12 protein-coding genes are annotated in these 16790 nt (G+C 40.8%); 3 read left to right on the forward strand and 9 right to left on the reverse strand.

The annotated features are described in order from the left end of the window. Positions 1-15: 15 nt before the first annotated feature. On the reverse strand, positions 16-2289 hold the full coding sequence (gene metE / locus L3V38_RS10465) for a 5-methyltetrahydropteroyltriglutamate--homocysteine S-methyltransferase (RefSeq protein WP_237119373.1): 2274 nt from the start codon (positions 2287-2289) through the stop codon (positions 16-18). Positions 2290-2576: 287 nt separating this feature from the next. Between metE and L3V38_RS10470 the strand changes: the two genes are divergently transcribed. Beyond that, positions 2577-3464, forward strand: coding sequence for a LysR substrate-binding domain-containing protein (locus L3V38_RS10470; protein WP_237119374.1), 888 nt, complete (start codon positions 2577-2579; stop codon positions 3462-3464). 86 nt (positions 3465-3550) lie between these two features. Here L3V38_RS10470 and L3V38_RS10475 read toward each other — a convergent pair whose 3' ends face one another. Continuing rightward, positions 3551-4303 (reverse strand): Nif3-like dinuclear metal center hexameric protein, encoded by a 753-nt coding sequence (locus L3V38_RS10475; RefSeq protein WP_130151392.1) that lies wholly within the window; start codon positions 4301-4303, stop codon positions 3551-3553. A 150-nt stretch (positions 4304-4453) separates the two neighbouring features. On the opposite strand from L3V38_RS10475, the gene L3V38_RS10480 reads away from it, so the two are divergent. Beyond that, positions 4454-4831, forward strand: a complete 378-nt coding sequence (locus L3V38_RS10480; protein WP_062570707.1) for a hypothetical protein — start codon at positions 4454-4456, stop codon at positions 4829-4831. 31 nt (positions 4832-4862) lie between these two features. On the opposite strand, the gene L3V38_RS10485 is transcribed toward L3V38_RS10480, so the two are convergent. Further along, positions 4863-5339, reverse strand: a complete 477-nt coding sequence (locus L3V38_RS10485; RefSeq protein ID WP_237119375.1) for an HPP family protein — start codon at positions 5337-5339, stop codon at positions 4863-4865. Between the two features lie 100 nt (positions 5340-5439). On the opposite strand from L3V38_RS10485, the gene L3V38_RS10490 reads away from it, so the two are divergent. Next, positions 5440-5985 carry a TetR/AcrR family transcriptional regulator gene (locus tag L3V38_RS10490; protein WP_237119376.1) on the forward strand — a complete coding sequence of 182 codons (546 nt, stop codon included), beginning with the start codon at positions 5440-5442 and terminating at the stop codon, positions 5983-5985. Positions 5986-6034: 49 nt separating this feature from the next. Here L3V38_RS10490 and L3V38_RS10495 read toward each other — a convergent pair whose 3' ends face one another. The 6 genes from L3V38_RS10495 to L3V38_RS10520 form a co-directional block, all read right to left on the reverse strand. Further along, positions 6035-9217 (reverse strand): amidohydrolase family protein, encoded by a 3183-nt coding sequence (locus tag L3V38_RS10495; RefSeq protein ID WP_237119377.1) that lies wholly within the window; start codon positions 9215-9217, stop codon positions 6035-6037. A gap of 106 nt (positions 9218-9323) precedes the next feature. Next, on the reverse strand, positions 9324-10148 hold the full coding sequence (locus tag L3V38_RS10500; RefSeq protein ID WP_237119378.1) for a M90 family metallopeptidase: 825 nt from the start codon (positions 10146-10148) through the stop codon (positions 9324-9326). A gap of 114 nt (positions 10149-10262) precedes the next feature. Further along, on the reverse strand, positions 10263-11474 hold the full coding sequence (locus L3V38_RS10505; RefSeq protein WP_130151386.1) for an elastinolytic metalloprotease pseudoalterin: 1212 nt from the start codon (positions 11472-11474) through the stop codon (positions 10263-10265). A gap of 193 nt (positions 11475-11667) precedes the next feature. After that, on the reverse strand, positions 11668-14559 hold the full coding sequence (locus L3V38_RS10510; RefSeq protein ID WP_237119379.1) for a ligand-binding sensor domain-containing diguanylate cyclase: 2892 nt from the start codon (positions 14557-14559) through the stop codon (positions 11668-11670). 130 nt (positions 14560-14689) lie between these two features. Further along, a complete protein-coding gene (locus tag L3V38_RS10515) occupies positions 14690-15325 on the reverse strand; it encodes a CatA-like O-acetyltransferase (RefSeq protein ID WP_237119661.1) in 636 nt (211 codons plus the stop codon). Between the two features lie 156 nt (positions 15326-15481). Next, positions 15482-16522 (reverse strand): Glu/Leu/Phe/Val dehydrogenase, encoded by a 1041-nt coding sequence (locus L3V38_RS10520; RefSeq protein ID WP_237119380.1) that lies wholly within the window; start codon positions 16520-16522, stop codon positions 15482-15484. Between the last annotated feature and the right edge of the window lie 268 nt (positions 16523-16790).

The following is a 16790-nucleotide window of genomic DNA, read 5'->3' on the forward strand; positions in this document are numbered from 1 at the left end:
AGTATGTTTATGAGGTTAGCCTAACTCTCGGCGTAACTCTTTAGCGGCAGTAACCATATTTTGTAATGCTAAGCGTGTTTCTTCCCAACCGCGGGTTTTTAGACCGCAGTCAGGGTTGACCCAGAGCCTCTCTACTGGCACTTTTTTAGCCGCTTTATGAATTAAGTTTTTAATCCAAGCAATATCGGGGATATTTGGGCTGTGAATATCATATACCCCAGGCCCGATATCATTCGGATAGTCAAAATCCTCAAATGCTTTTAATAGCTCCATATTTGAACGAGATGTTTCTATCGTGATGACATCTGCATCCATGTCTGCAATACCCGCGATGATGTCGTTAAACTCCGCATAACACATATGAGTATGAATTTGTGTTTCATCTGCCACTTTCGATGCACAAACACGAAACGCATAAGCAGCCCAATCCAAGTACGATTGCCAGTCACTTGATTTTAATGGCATACCCTCTCTAAAAGCGGGCTCATCGATTTGAATTATCTTTATACCAGCTTGCTCTAAATCGACAACCTCATCACGAAGCGCTAATGCTATTTGCTTAGCAATAGTAGGTTTATCTAAATCATCACGGATAAATGACCAAAATAGAATAGTCACTGGGCCAGTTAGCATTCCTTTCATTTTCTTCGTTGTTAGAGATTGTGCATAACGCGTCCATTCAACTGTCATAGATTGCTCTCTCGACACATCGCCCCAAATAATCGGCGGTTTTACACAACGCGTGCCATAACTTTGTACCCAACCAAATTGGGTGAATGCAAAGCCTTGCAAAAACTCCGCAAAGTACTCAACCATATCGTTACGCTCTGCCTCACCATGCACCAAAACATCGAGCTGTAACGCCTCTTGCTCTTCAACAGCATAGCGAATTTCTGCTTCCATCTGCTGACGATACTCAGCAGCAGGCAAAACCCCCGCTTTAAATTCTTTACGTGCTTTACGTATCGATTGAGTTTGCGGGAAAGATCCTATCGTGGTGGTCGGTAGTAAAGGTAGCCCAAGTGCGCTTTGCTGTTTGGCTATTCGAGCTGAGAATGGACTAGACCGTTTAGCATCTTTGTTAGTTAATGTACTCAGACGGTTTTGTACATCTTGATTATTAACTCTTGCTGATATTAAACGTTTCTTAACTGGCTCACTGTAATCGCACAGCAACTGTGTTTGCCCTGTGTTAAGCGCATTACGCAATAGTTGTAACTCTTCGCCCTTTTGTTTGGCAAAAGCAAGCCACGATTTTATTTCACTATCTAATTGCTGCTCTTGATCTAAATCGACAGGTGTATGAAGCAACGAACAAGATGGTGCAAGCCACAGGTTATCGCCTCTTTTTTTAGCTAACGCGTGTAATACAGAATACTTCTGCGTTAAATCACTGCGCCATATATTACGACCGTCAATAATACCCAGTGAAAGTACCTGCTGTTGTGTTATTAAGGTATCAAGCTTTGATATATCGTTATTTCCTGCAACACAATCAAAATGCACACCGTCTACAGGGTAATTAGCTATATCGGCAAAATAATCATTTACCGAGTCAAAATAACTGGCAAGTAGTAACTTAACACCTTGTCCTGAAAGCGTCGCAAAACTTGTTTTAAGTGCCTTTCGCTGGCCATGGTTTAATTCTAAGGCAAGAACAGGTTCATCTATTTGAACCCACTCAACACCCAGCTTTGCAAGCTTAGCTAATACCTGTTGATAGACAGGTAAAAGTCTTTCGAGTAATGATAACGTATCAAACGACTTTCCAGCAGGCTTAGCCAAATGTAAATAAGTCACAGGACCAACCAACACAGGCTTCACCTTGTGGCCTAATTGATGAGCTTCTTGCACATGCTCAAATAGTTCAGTCCAAGTCAGTTCGAATGTTTGATCTTCCGATAACTCAGGAACAATATAGTGATAATTTGTATTAAACCATTTTGTCATCTCACTTGCCGCACATTGACATCCAGTAGGCGCTTGCCCTCTAGCAATTCTAAAAAGTGTATCTAAGTCAACGTTACCTTCCTCACTATGATGGCGCTTTGGAATTGCTCCCACCAAAAGTGATGTATTCAAAACATGATCATACCAAGCAAAGTCACCTACAGGCAGTAAGTCAATACCGGCATTAGCTTGTAGTGCCCAGTTTTCTTCTCGAATAGACTTACCTCGTTCGAGTAATACCTGTTGGTTTATTTTTCCTGCCCAATAAGATTCTATTGCGAACTTTAACTCACGTTTCTTTCCTATTCGAGGAAAGCCTAAATTATGTAATTGTGCCATATCCATTCCATTTAGCTGTTTAGATGTCTAAAACATTAGCGATGAGATAAACCTAATTCAACTGATGCTTTCTCAGTTTCAACTTGAGGTAATTTCATGGATTTAAAAAACAATTTAAATAAAAAACAAATGACAACGCTGTCAATTTAAGTAATAAAAGTATATTGTAAATATGAGGTAAAATCCCTCTGAAATTTTAGACGTCTAGACGTTGAAAAAACATGATTGTAGGCGTACTATGTCCGTAATCTGAGTTTGACTCACATTTTTCATGAGATTTTTTAAAGATGATCGATATTAAACACTTAAAAACCATAGCAACCCTTAAAGAAACAGGATCTTTGGTCAATACAGCCCGAGAGTTGTTTTTAACTCAATCGGCTTTATCGCATCAAATTAAAGATCTTGAGAATAAGTTAGACTGCCAACTTTTCGAGCGTAAAACTCAGCCCGTACGCTTTACCCCACAAGGTATGCTGTTACTGGAGTTAGCAAACGAAGTTTTACCACGTGTTGAAGCAACAAAATGTCGTTTAAAAGAAAGCCTTAATCAACCAATTTCAAACCTGCGTTTAAGTGTCGAATGCCATGCTTGCTTTCACTGGTTATTACCGACGATAAAAGAGTTCAACAACTTTTGGCCAGATATTAAAGTCGATTATGAAAGAGGCTTTAGTTATGACGCTATTCCTGATTTGATGAATGATGAATTGGACTTAGTACTCACATCTGATATCCGTGAGCCAGACAAATTAGAATATGCGCACTTATTTGATTTTAAGTTAAAACTGATTGTTTCGCCTGATCATGAACTGGCTAAAAAAGCCTATGTCACCGCACTGGACTTAAAAAACGAAACGATAATTTCTTACCCCATCCCACGTGAACGCCAAGATATCTTTAAACATTTTATTCAAAATGCACGATTTGATGGCACGCTGAAAACGGTTGACCAAGGCTTATTGATATTCCAATTAGTGAGCGCAGGTATGGGGGTTGCGGCTTTGCCGGATTGGTTAGTGACCCCTTATGAAAGCCAAGGGCTCATTAAATCCATTCCGTTAGGTGCATTAGGGTTAACACGCCCGATGTATTTAGCAATGAAAAAAAATATGAAAGATAACCCTGTTTATCGTCACTTTTTAAATACGTGTAAACAAAATAACGGCCGTTAATAAAAGCCCCCTTACTGGTTTAGTCCATTTTACCAGTGAAATATGCGCCACTGGTTTGATGCAGGGGCGCAGAAGTCTCCATAGAGTCAGACTGGATTATCGATATCAATAAAGGTGACATCAAAACCATGCTGCTCAGCTAATAGCTCACCCAGCGCTTTAATGCCGTAACGCTCTGTCGCGTGGTGACCTGCTGCAAAAAAATCGATACCTTGTTCACGTGAGCTGTGAATAGTTTGTTCAGATGCTTCACCTGTCAAATAAGCATCAATATCCTGCGAGGCTGCTAAATCAATATACCCTTGTCCACCACCAGTACACCAAGCAATAGTGTCGATTTTCTCTTCTCTAACTAAGCTTGTTAACGGTGCGCGATTGAGTACTTGGGTTATTTTGTCGGCAAATTCTTCACCAGTTAATGGTGTTTTTAAACGCCCTTTTACTGGCACACTATTTGGACCGGATTCAAGCCCTCCAGTGAACTCAATATCGAGTAACTTTGCCAATTGTGCGTTATTACCAATGTCAGGGTGTATATCTAGCGGCAAATGATAGCCATATAAATTAATATCATTGTTTAAAAGCGCTGCAATACGGCGTTTTTTCATTCCCGTAATTGGCTGCGACTCTCCTTTCCAGAAATAGCCATGGTGCACCAAAATCGTATCTGCATTCTCTGCAATAGCGGCATCAATCAATGCTTGGCTTGCTGTTACACCCGTTACTATTTTTTTTACTACGCTCGAACCTTCAACTTGTAAACCATTGGGGCAAAAATCAGCGATTGAATCAGGTTTAAGAATGTCGTTTAATAATTGAGTAAATTGTTTGCGTTGCATATAAAAATCGTTCTCCAACCCTCTATTTTGTGCAAATTTTGGCGGTTATGAGCGAAAAATGGAAGGAAAATCGCAAAAAATTGAAAAGTAAGCTAAAAATAGGTATAAATATATATTCTTAATCTGTGTTTACAACGTATAGGGTCTCTGATGAGCAAACTAGACAAAACAGAAGTGTTAAATGCCTTCGAAGCAGCATACGAAGCAGCGAATGGTAAGAAACCTGAAATTACTACAAAACCTGGTTGGTATAGCATCGATGGTGGCAAAAACTTGCGCCTAGCCGATGTTGCAGCGCTGACTGAAGAGCTTACTTCTGGTAAAACAGCTGAGCCTAAGGCAGAAGAAGCACCAAAAGCCCCAGCGAAAAAAACCAAAACTAAAACCGCTGCGCCAGCTAAAACAGCAAAAAAAGCATCGTTCACTGTTGTTAAAGCAAACGATGATGGTTACAAAGCTGAAGAGCTTTGGATTGTTAACCTAGCTGAAAAAGACCACGATTGTCGTTTACCACGTGGTGTTGTGTAATTTAATTACATGCATTCATTTTAAAAAACCGCTACTCGTTAGCGGTTTTTTTATATCCTTCCAGCAGAATATTTAATAGCCATTGACTAAAATAACCAAATAACACAATAAAAACAGTGCCAATCAATACAGGCATCACTAAAAAATCCCAACTTTGCAAAGATTGTATAATCAAAATTGGGTTTGCGCCTGCCGCTGGATGTATTGTGTCTGTCAGCATCATGAGACTGATTGCCAGTCCTGTTGCTATAGCAATTTCAACAGGCCCTACACCGACATAATTTACAAATACAACGCCAATTAATGCAGTCAAAAGGTGCCCACCGATAACATTCTTCGCTTTCGCAAGCGGGCTGTGTGGCACACCAAATACCAACACGGCAGTTGCACCAAACGGTGCCATCAACCACACACCGTAATGTCCTAGTTGCTGTAAATAGGCCAACACAAAAATTGCCATACAAGCAAACACACCCGCGATTGCCGCTCTACTCACTTTATTTTCCATAACGCCTCCCAAAAGTAGACCGAGTTGTCTACTCGACAAATGGTAGACAACTCGGTCTACTTCTGTCAAGATATTATTAGTCACCAATTAAGAGCTTGTTATGGATAAACGAACACATATTATTTTGACCGCCCTGTCACTTTTTTATCAAAAAGGCATTCATAATGTGGGAATCAACGAGATTATTAGTGTCGCGGGTGTCGCCAAAAAAACCATGTACCACCATTTCGCAAGTAAAGATGAATTGTTACTCGCGTGCCTTAGTGAGCGCCACACCCGATTTTTAAATTGGTTAACGCAAGCCACCAGCAAGCAAACAACTATTGAAGAATTTAAAGTCGCTTTGATCAGCTGCCATGAAGCTTGGTTTAATTCTGAAGTGACTGAGTTAGGTGATTTTAATGGCTGTTTATTTATTAACACTGCAGCCGAATTTGCTGATTCTGCAAGTCCAATTAATCGAGCCTGCAAAGAGCATAAATTGGCAGTCCAACAGTTAATAAAACGGCGCTTATCAGCGTGTGAAAACATGGAAATTTCACAGTTGGACTTGCACAGCCACTATTTGATGACGCTCGTTGAGGGTATGATCTGCCAAGCAAAACTGGTAGGAATTAAACAGTTTCCTCATTTAAAAAATGAATAAACAATAAAAAAGCGGCACTATGACCGCTTTCAGTTTAGATTAAGCTTTGTTAGATTTTTTCAAAATATAACTTTTCGCGTTTTTTCTCACCCACTTCGTTCATGGTTGCAGCATCAAATAAACGACCATTAATCATGGTGTAATCGATTTTATCTGTATCACGAATATTCGTTAGTGGGTTACCGTCAATAACGATTAAATCGGCAAGCTTACCCGCCTCAAGTGAACCGATATTTTTATCAAGGCCAATGTATTTAGCAGGATCTAAGGTTGCTGCACGAATTGCTTCAAGTGGTGTCATACCACCTTGCGCAAACATCCAAATTTCCCAATGTGCGGCTAAACCTTCACGTTGGCCGTGAGCACCTAGGTTCACTAAAACACCTAAGTCTTGCAGCTCTTTTGCAACACGGGCGTTGTTAAAGTGGTTATAGTGATGATCGGGCGCCTTAACACGACGCATTGAGCGAGGTAAAAGCTGGTTCTTTGGTACAAACTTACTCAAGCGTGGGTGATTCCACACATCGGTCTTGTCGTACCAATAATTTTCACCCCAAATACCACCGTATGCGACACCCAGTGTCGGTGTGTAACCTACATCACTTTGTGACCAAAGCTGGCGAATATCATCATAGATATTGGCAACAGGAATTGAGTGCTCAATACCCGTATGACCATCAACCACCATGGTTAAGTTGTGCTGCAGTAATGAACCGCCCTCTGGCACAACCATCATTTCAAGTTCACGACCTGCTTCAATGACTTGCTGACGCTGTTCACGACGAGGTTGGTTATATGATTTAACACTAAACGCGCCCACTTTCTTTAAGCGCTCAAGGTGGAATTTGGCATCTTCTAACGAATCAATATGCGACGTGTAACCAGGCATATTCGCACCATATAAAATAGTACCCGTTGAGAAAATACGAGGAGCGATAATCATGCCTGCTTTTTGCATTTCGCTTGCAGCAAAAATCTCAGTGGTGTCGTTTGATGGATCGTGAATCGTTGTCACACCTAACGCTAAGCCTGCTAAGTTCTTCCAGTTTTGCTGTGGAATGATCTCATCGCTACCTTGCGAGCCGTGCGCATGCGCATCAACAATCCCAGGCATAATCGTCTTACCAGTTACATCAATTACCTCAGCGCCTTTAGGAATAGCAACACTGTCTTTACTGCCAACCGCTTTAATATGCTTACCATCAGTAACAATAACGCCGTTTTCAATAACCTGCTCACCATTCATAGTGATAATGCGCGCGCCAGTTAAAGCGAATACTGATTTAGGCTCGTCCATGGTTTTTGTAAAACCGATGTTATCACCACTTTTAACTTTAAAATCAGTCTCAGCATTTTGGTTAATATCAAATAAACCCGCTAGGCTTGCATGATATAACTCAGGGCCTAAGCTCCAATAAAGTTTATCGCTTGTGCCACTCCAGCTGATGTTTTCACCCGCGCGAACAGACAGCTGCTCAATTGGGAATTGGCTATCTTTCGGACCAATATTAATGGTTTTACCACGCTCAACAAATGGTGTAACAAATACTTTAAAACGCTCTGCAAACGCTAAGTATTGACCATCTGGTGATACTCTAAACTCTGTTGCATGTTCTGATTCATAAAGTTTACGAACTTGCTTTGATTCAAGCTCAACAACACTTAATGTTGGTTTTGGCCAAGGACTCATCACATAAATACGGTCATTCGCTGCTCCAAATTGCGGCTGATACCCTGATTTAGTAATAAGTGTTGAATCACCGCCTTTGGCACTTACTGAGTAAATACCTGGCTCTAATGACCATGTTGGGTTAAGGATACTGCCGCCAGACGCTTTACGGTAAACAACCGTTTTGCCATCAGGGCTGAAAGTTGGCTCTACATATTTACCCGGCTCTTTAGTAAGGGTATCGCCACGGCCACTGCGCGCAGATACAACACGTACCGAGCCCTGTTCGTTATCATCCCATGTGGTGTAAACAATTTTCTTACCATCACGAGAGAACTGTGGGAATAATTCAAAGTGATCGTCTTGCTTAGTCAGGCGCTTCACTTTGCCAGACTCTAAATCACGTTTATAAATATGACCAAGCGCTTCAAAAATAGCCGTTTCACCATCCGGTGAAATTTGTACATTGCGCAGCATTTTCACATCAAAATTATCGCTATCGATGTTTTGTGTAAAACGCACGGCTTTTTGAATTTGCTTATTGGTCTCAACTTTAAATGGAATAGTCGAGACAGACTTATCATCCACGTCTAGCTTATGAATGGTACCACCCGCCCAAAAGACCAATTGTTCGTTATCTGGTGTCCAAGCAATTGTTGGGTATACGCCATGAATAGCCCATGTTTCTTGCATATCACGCTCAAGCTCGCCATAGAGCTTTGTATGCTCACCGGTATGCAGATCATATAAGTACAAGCTTGTTTGGAAATCATCGCGCTTTATATACGCAAGTTTTTTACCATCTGGTGAAGGTGTCGGTCGAATAGCCCCACCCATGCCATCAATGATAGTTTCAATCTCGCCGGTTTCACGGTCATAGCGTTTAATTTTATAAATACCCGCTACAGAGTCTTTAGAGTAATGGAATGTTTTGCCCGGCGTTGCATCATGCGAAAAATAAACATAACGACCATCCGGTGAGAACATTGGCTCGCCTAAGTCTTTTTGATCGTTTTCACGTGCAGTTAGCTGTACACCTTTACCACCCGCTTTGTGGTAAAGCCATACTTCACCAGCGCCTAAAGAGCGGCTTGCAGTAAAGTGCTTACGTGCTACTAAGTAGTCGCCATCAGGGCTCCAAGCAGGACTATTTAACAAACGAAATGTTTCGTTCGTGACTGCTTTTTGGTTTTCGCCATTTAAATCCATAACCCAAATGTTGTCGCCACCACCTTGGTCTGAAGTGAATGCAATGTGCTTACCATCAGGGCTAAAACGTGGTTGCATTTGCCATGCAATATCACTTGTTAATTGCGTTGCAGTGCCACCTGACATTGGCATGGTATAAATATCGCCGAGTAGGTCAAACACCACTGTTTTACCATCAGGGCTAATATCTACGTTCATCCACGTGCCCTGCTCAACACTAATTTTAGCGTCTAGGAATTGGCCTTTTGGTGCGTCCACCTGCCATTTGTCATCATTTGCTTGCTCTGCTGCTACTTGCCCTGTAAGAGCAAGTGAAATCGATACAGCCAGCACTGTATGAAGCATTTTCTTCATTGAAATCTCACTTATTATTGTTTTGCTTATATGCACACTTTTAGGATTGCACCAAATAGCATAGCAAGATTCCAGCAATTCGTGTTAAACAAACGTAAATAGTCGACTAATGCCACGCAATCGGATCAAACTGATAAAAGCCAACCAGTAAATGATAAATTTCAGGGTCAAACTGCCTGAGTTCGGCGGGTTTTTCTAAAAAGGTTTCTGTAATAACGGCAAAAAATTCTGCCTCGTTGGTCGCGCCATAACTATGAATAACATGCGGCATGCCATAAGCTAAATGGGTTTTGAGTTGATTAAAGGCGCGGCTAAATACTTTTGCCCACTTTTGATAATCTTCATTACTCGCAAGCATTGGCGTGCCTGTGGTTTTGCCTGTTTCTTGATCGAGCTGATGGGCAAATTCATGAAACACTAAATTATGACCATCGCTTGGCAAGCGGTTCCCCTCAAGTACATCATGCCAGCTCAATACCAAGGTTCCACCCGGCCATGATTCACCTTGGCGAACGGTATTGTGATAACTGACAAGCCCTGCATTATCACGGGAGGTTTGCGGGGCATAATACGCGCTTGGGTATAAAAGGATCTCTTTTACATTACGATACAATGGCCACGGTTTATTGAGCACTAAAACACAGGCATCGGCTGCTACAATCAACTTCATTGCATCATTAAGCTCAAGACCATCACAGCCAATAAAACGTTTTTCATTTAAAAACCAAACGATATGACGTTCTAGCTTTTCGCGGTCGGCGTCGGTCATTCTTTGGTAGATGGGCATGTACTTTAGCAACAAATTCTTTTGCTGTGAGTTAAGAGCAAAACGATGGTACTTTTTTTGCCAAAAATGATTTCTAATAACATCCCAGCGCCAATAACACACAATAAAAATAACTAAGGAAAGTAACAAAAATAGGTTAAGCATTACCATCGCCTAAAAAACGGTCTTAGTAGTTAAATGTGTGCAAACAAAAAAAGATCAATACTTGAAAAATTAATTGAACATTAAAAGCCGTGTTAAACACGGCTTTTACCATCATTAACGGTATAAGGGTTGCCAAGCACAGGTTCTACGTCCGTTGCGCTCAAAATAAAAGTTATTACAATTTGAATCATAGTTACTATTACCAACATCAATACGATAATTACTGATATAACGGTTATGTAATGAAACTTGCTGACCATTTTGTAATAAAGTAAAGTGCACGTGTGGACCAGATGATTGTCCGCCTTCGCACAGTGCTTGGTTATAACTATTCGCATAACGACCTAGCAACGTTCCAGGCTGCACAGTGTCACCATTATTGTATTGTAAGTTAGACATGTGGTAATAATTAGTTGCAAAGCCACTTGAGTGCGTTACCCGTATATTACATGACGAAAAACGAGTGATGACTCCACCATGTGCGGCTTGAACCCAAGGCGTATTACTTCCCCATCCACCAGACCCATTGTTAAAGTCTAATGAAGAATAAGGATAACCTGAGCCAGTGTTTGAATGCGCTCCACCACTATACCAATAATATCCTTGAGACCAAGGTAAGTTCATAGTAAATGTGGCTTGAACCGACTGCTCTTCCCCTGAGAAAGTGACCTGGTCTGTATTCAAGATAAGAGACTGTTCGGGTGATAGTTGCTCGAATATATCTAAGAAGCGAGTTAAAGAATCATTTGGCTGACCATGCAAATTATGCTGCTTACTCATCATGCTGGCAAGCGCAGCTGTAGCAGCAGTACTCACTTGTGAAGGTCTAATTAGATGCTTTATGGAATTTGAGTTTTTATCATGCTTTGCGGCTTGCTCTTGCCAGTGTTTGAAGGCATAGAAACGTTGACTTAATTTAAATACAACGTCTTTCACCTGCTCATCAAACCCTTGCTTATCAGAGATATTGCTAAACACGCTTTCTAATTCAACCGAAGGATCAGAAAGTCCCTCACTTTGCTGTTCAATCAGGGCCAAAATCACTTTTGGGTTAATACTATAATAGCCAGCCCAGTGTAGTATAAAAGCTTGTTTACTTTGAAGTTCAGGGGCATACGATGCGAAGTAGTTGTCCCAGTCTTCATTTAATAGATCATTATTAAATACAAATGTTTGGTCATCCATAATTAATAATGAATTAAGATTCAGTTGTTCTACTGCTTGGTCTGAAAATTCAAACGTTTCATGGTTATGCACACCGGCAAACGCTATAGAAGAAAAACCAAGTCCAGTCGTAACCGCAAGTGTTAGTAAATGTTTATTCATCTTTTTGTTCCCTTTTATAAAACCCCATACGGGGAACAAAAATGTAGATCAAAAGTGAATTAATTGTTAATTTTATATTCTTATGTAAACATTTACGTAAGTAATGTACCTTTAATAACACCACCTTGAAGCCGAAAACGTGTACAAAAATAAAACATTTTATTTTGTAATCAATAGCTGATTGAGCAACTAATTATTCACTGTGGTAAATAACAACCTGATTTCGTCCTGCGGATTTAGCGCAATACAATGCCTTATCGGCTTGTGCTAAAAGCCGATCGTAATCACTTGCACTTTGACTGTCAGCTAAACCAAAGCTAACCGTAACAGACAAACCACTGGCGATATGCGAGAAATCATAGTTTGCAATCTCAAGGCGAATAACCTCACATACTCGTGCTGCCTCTTTTGCTGTTTTTTCTGGGAATAAAAGCGTAAATTCCTCGCCACCCCAGCGAGCTGCTTGACCTATATGGGTACAATTTAAAGTGAGTAAGCGCGCTATTTCACAAATTACTTTGTCACCTATTAGATGAGAAAAATTGTCGTTAACTGATTTAAAATGATCAATATCCATGATCGCAATAGAGAAGAATTTATTCTCTTTTCTAAATTTATCAAAACTTTGTGACAAACAAACATCGAAAGCGCGTCGATTAGGTAACTGAGTTAACTGATCATGATTAGCCAAATGTGCAAATGCATCCGCTTGGTTTTTCAAGTCATGCATTTGTTGCTCTACTTTTTCGGTTAACTCTATTTCAATCCGCTTGTAGTGGTATAAACGAAATTTATAAATACTGTAAGCTATTAAAATAATCGCAAAAACGACTAAAAGTTTGAAGCTTGTCTTCTGCCAAAAATAAGGAGCTATCCTAAAGCGTAAAACTTGTTCGTTATCTTGCCAATCGCTGTTAGGATAGCCTGCACGCACTTTAAAAGTATACTCACCTGGCGCTAAATTCGTGTATTCAGTAATAGCCAAGCGCCCTCTATCAACCCACTGTTCATTGTAACCGCTCAGTTGGGTCTGATAGTTAAGTCGCTGAGGCATTATAAAACTCAACCCCGCATAATTAAACGATACACGGGAAATCCCAGGCGACAGGTTAAGTAGTTCATCACTAGGTGGCAGTGCAACCGCTCTGCCATCCACATCAAAACTTTCAATGACTGTCGATAACTGGCGTGTACTGGCTTCTTTTAATCGCTCAGGCGTTGCCACAGCAACGCCACGTGCGGTCGCAACCCAAATTTGTCCGTCAGAGTGAAGGGTTGCTGCTGGAGTCGAGCCCCCATTAGCCTGGGCGCTCAGCATTCCATCACCCTCATCATAGAGTTGCATAGACACGGTCAGTGGATTAACGCGTTTAGGCTGATCTAAAAATGCGACTAACTGCGCCTTATTTACTTGAATAATTCCCCTATTACTTGTCAGCCAAAGTGAGTCACCTTGCTCAACAATCTGAAATAATTTATCGACAGGTAGTCCTTCTTGACGACCAAATAGTGACATTGTGTCGTTTAGCATATTGTAACGAACCAAGCCTCTGTCAGTCGCTAACCACATGACAGTATCGTCAACATAAAAACCAAACGCATACTCAGTGCTAAAGTATTCTGGAAAAGTAATAGTGGCAAAGCTGTCCTCAGACGGTGTATAGATAGAAACACCGACTCCGGTACCAATCCATAATCGACCTTGAGTGTCCTCCGCCAAGGCCATAATAAAGTCCCCCGCTAAACCATGTTCCGATGTATAAGAATGCACTTGCCCATCTTCGTTTAACTTTGTTAAACCACTGGCTGTACCTATCCATAAATTATTTTCAGAATCAAAAAGTAACGAACGAACCTCATTACTGATTAAACCATTTTTTCTATTCTTCACGGGGTAAATTTTATTATTAACGACTTTCATTAAGCCAGCCGTATACGTGCCTAACCAAACATCACCTTTTTTATCTTCGATTAAGCTCAATACCGATAAAGGATCACGCTCATAGGCTTGTCTTAAAGTGCTAATTTCACCCTTTTCAATGCGGTTAAGCCCATTGCTGCTACCAACCCATGCACTGCCATCTGAATGTGAGAGAACCGTTCTGACGTAATCAGATGCCAAACCCCGACTTTGACTCCAGTTGGTAAATGGCGCTTCTCTTAATCTAAATAGTCCTGCATTAGTACCAACCCAGATACTTTTTTCACGATCTTGCAAAAGAGATAAGATCCGGTTGTTAGGCAATCCATCATCTGCATCTAGATTCTCAAGCCCTCGCTCACTTAACCTAAAAACACCTTTATTAATGGTGCCAAACCATAAGTCCCCTTGTGCATCTTCAAGCAAACTCGATATTGATTCATTGTTTAAAACATCATTTATGGAAACGAATACATCTTGTTGCTTTTTCCAAGCTCCACTCTCAGTCCCAACAACTAGATCACCTGATTGAGTAAGCAACAAGGTAAAGACAGATGCATCAGGTAAGCCTGAACGTGGGCTCACTTTACTGACTTTTTTATTGATAATTTGATATAAGCCATCGCTCGTTGCGGCCCAGATAACATTATCATTATCTTGCAATAATCGATAAACGCTGAGTTTATCTAGTAACTGTTGTTCTGGTGCTTGTTCAGACGAGCGGTAAAGTATACCTTGCCCCTCAAGAGCGAGCCAAAGCTCTCCACTTTTTGTAATAAGGGCATGATTTACCATTGTTGATGAAGCTGGCAGTGCCTGCCAATGACCTTGCGACCTTTTCGCAATTCCTCCACGAGCTCCGACTATGTACAAATCTCCATTTTCTGTGGCAATCAAGCTTCGTAGACCAGAATCAGGTAACCCAGGAATTTCTGTGCGTGTTAAGAGTTTGAATTCTCGTCCGTTAAAACGTGCTAACCCTTCCCACGTTGCCACCCAAATATAACCATCTTTTGTTTGGCTAACACTATTGATACTGTTATGCGGTAGGCCAGAGCGAGTGCTCCATGTTTCAGTGAAGTAATCTGTTAGTGACAGACGCGCAGGTTTGGCTGTAAGCCCAAAACTTAAAAACAACAACACACAGCAGATTACCCGCGCCATAAAATAAAACCTTGATACTTATTATCATTATTACTGTGTATAGTTTTGCAGAATAAGCGAAGATTCAGCCAACTGAGCAAATACTACCTAAGTGCTAATTTTTACTCAGTTTAATCACAATTAGCAACAATCATTTACAAAAATTATTAATTTTTTCTTGCAGTAGTTTTACAAAACGTGCGACATGTAACCCATCCATCAATGCGTGATGTACATCGATTGATAGCGGCATCTTGCCAGTTTGTAGGTCAAACTGACCAAATACAAATTTAGGAATACCAAGACCATGACCTTCACTCACAGCGTGGGCAAACCCAGTAAAGTTTAACCATGGAAGTACTGAGATATGGATAAGATCAGGCTGCCCTTCTGTTGCAGCAAATGCATCAGAGAAAAACGGTTTTGCTTTACTTGTTTTACCCACAGTAATGGCGTGTTTTGAGAAGTCTTCAATCGAGGCGTGCTTTTCAAAATAACTAAAGCGGAATGTTTCATCTTCTGCCAGCTCAACCACACTGCCACGTACAGATGACAGCTGCACAGGTAAAAAATCAATGATACGTTGACGCATTGGCGCATAGTCATGGCATGCTTCAAGTGTTAGGTAAACATAGCTGTGAAAAAACGAATACGGCTCGGCTTTGCACTTGTTGTAAAGAGCTGCCATATCGAGTGAAACACACACATTAAAATAAGGCAGAGAAAATTCTTTAAAAAAAGAGAAATGCTGTTTACGAGGCCAAGTATTAAGATCAATTGGGGTAATTTCACAAGATGGAGTTTTCATTAGGCGTCCTCGAGGTTTAAAAACCGAGTGTACCTAGCAAGCATAGCTTCGTCACCTTGATGCGATAAATAACAGAGACAAAAAAGGTGCGACTTGCGCACCTTTTTTAACTATAAATTTAGTCGATTTACTAAATTATAAACCGTTTTCGATAATTTCTAATGCTAGTTCATCGGCAATTAAATGCGTTGATTTTTGCTCTTTTTCAGAGCGAGCAAAGATTTCAGTTAGCGTATCAAAAATGCCTTCAACGTGTTTAGTTGATGCTTCTGCACTATAACCTTCTGGTGCAGTTTCGTAGTAAACGTTGATGATACCACCTGCGTTAATTACGTAATCTGGTGCGTATAAGATACCTTTTTCGCGGATGATCTCACCGTGACGAGACTCTGCTAATTGGTTATTCGCACAACCTGCAATAATTGTTGCTTTTAAACGCGGGATAGTCGTGTCATTTACCGTTGCGCCAAGTGCACATGGTGCATACACATCAACATCTAAGTCGTAGATTTCATCAATACCCACAGCCGTTGCATTGAAGTCATTAACAACGCGCTCAACAGCTTGCTCGTTGATATCAGTTACAAATAATGTTGCGCCCGCTTCGTGTAAGTGTTTACAAAGGCCATATGCCACTGCACCTAAACCTTGCACGGCAACTTTGATACCAGCAAGGTCTTGATGACCACGTTGATGTTGTAAAGCTGCTTTAATACCTAAAAATGTACCGTACGCTGTGAAAGGTGATGGATTACCGCTTTTACCTTCAAGGCCTAATACATAGTTAGTTTCTTTATTCATGATAGCCACATCATCACAGGTGATGTTTACGTCTTCAGCTGAATAGTAGCTACCGCTTAAACGCTCTAACTGGCGACCGAATGCACGGAAAAGTTGCTCTGATTTAATTTCTTTTGCATTACCGATAATAACTGACTTACCGCCACCAAATGGTAAACGTGCCACAGCATTTTTATACGTCATACCTTTTGATAAACGAAGTGCATCTGTTATAGCAGCTTCATCTGTTGCGTAGTCCCACATTCTACAGCCGCCAACAGCTGGACCTAACTTGGTATTGTGAACCGCAATGATAGCCTTAAGGCCTGATTCTTTATCTGAACAAAACACCACTTGCTCGTGGTTATCAAAGTCGACTTTATTAAATACAGCCACAGTTAAATACTCCGAAATTTTCTTACCCCAAAGGGTGTGAGCGCTGAAATTGCCGAGACTTTATCACTTCGAATGCTCCCTTGCCACTAAATGAGATGATAAAACTAAGCAAAGTTCTCACACTGAAACAACAACTCAACAACTAACAGTTTATAGAAAAAATATACCCAGCAAGGCAAATAACAAGCATTATTAATTCAAAACAAGCGATTTACATCAGCAACTTTATTACGTGGACGTAAAGGTAAAGTATAGCGTAAAGAAAAAG

This window comes from Pseudoalteromonas sp. L1, assembly GCF_021728095.1.
Taxonomy (GTDB): domain Bacteria; phylum Pseudomonadota; class Gammaproteobacteria; order Enterobacterales; family Alteromonadaceae; genus Pseudoalteromonas.

What these genes read in the sequence shown, in the direction of transcription:
- metE (WP_237119373.1), bottom strand. Translation starts at nt 2,289, where the DNA reads ATGGCACAATTACATAATTTAGGCTTTCCTCGAATAGGAAAGAAACGT.
- L3V38_RS10470 (WP_237119374.1), top strand. Translation starts at nt 2,577, where the DNA reads ATGATCGATATTAAACACTTAAAAACCATAGCAACCCTTAAAGAAACA.
- L3V38_RS10475 (WP_130151392.1), bottom strand. Translation starts at nt 4,303, where the DNA reads ATGCAACGCAAACAATTTACTCAATTATTAAACGACATTCTTAAACCT.
- L3V38_RS10480 (WP_062570707.1), top strand. Translation starts at nt 4,454, where the DNA reads ATGAGCAAACTAGACAAAACAGAAGTGTTAAATGCCTTCGAAGCAGCA.
- L3V38_RS10485 (WP_237119375.1), bottom strand. Translation starts at nt 5,339, where the DNA reads ATGGAAAATAAAGTGAGTAGAGCGGCAATCGCGGGTGTGTTTGCTTGT.
- L3V38_RS10490 (WP_237119376.1), top strand. Translation starts at nt 5,440, where the DNA reads ATGGATAAACGAACACATATTATTTTGACCGCCCTGTCACTTTTTTAT.
- L3V38_RS10495 (WP_237119377.1), bottom strand. Translation starts at nt 9,217, where the DNA reads ATGAAGAAAATGCTTCATACAGTGCTGGCTGTATCGATTTCACTTGCT.
- L3V38_RS10500 (WP_237119378.1), bottom strand. Translation starts at nt 10,148, where the DNA reads ATGCTTAACCTATTTTTGTTACTTTCCTTAGTTATTTTTATTGTGTGT.
- L3V38_RS10505 (WP_130151386.1), bottom strand. Translation starts at nt 11,474, where the DNA reads ATGAATAAACATTTACTAACACTTGCGGTTACGACTGGACTTGGTTTT.
- L3V38_RS10510 (WP_237119379.1), bottom strand. Translation starts at nt 14,559, where the DNA reads ATGGCGCGGGTAATCTGCTGTGTGTTGTTGTTTTTAAGTTTTGGGCTT.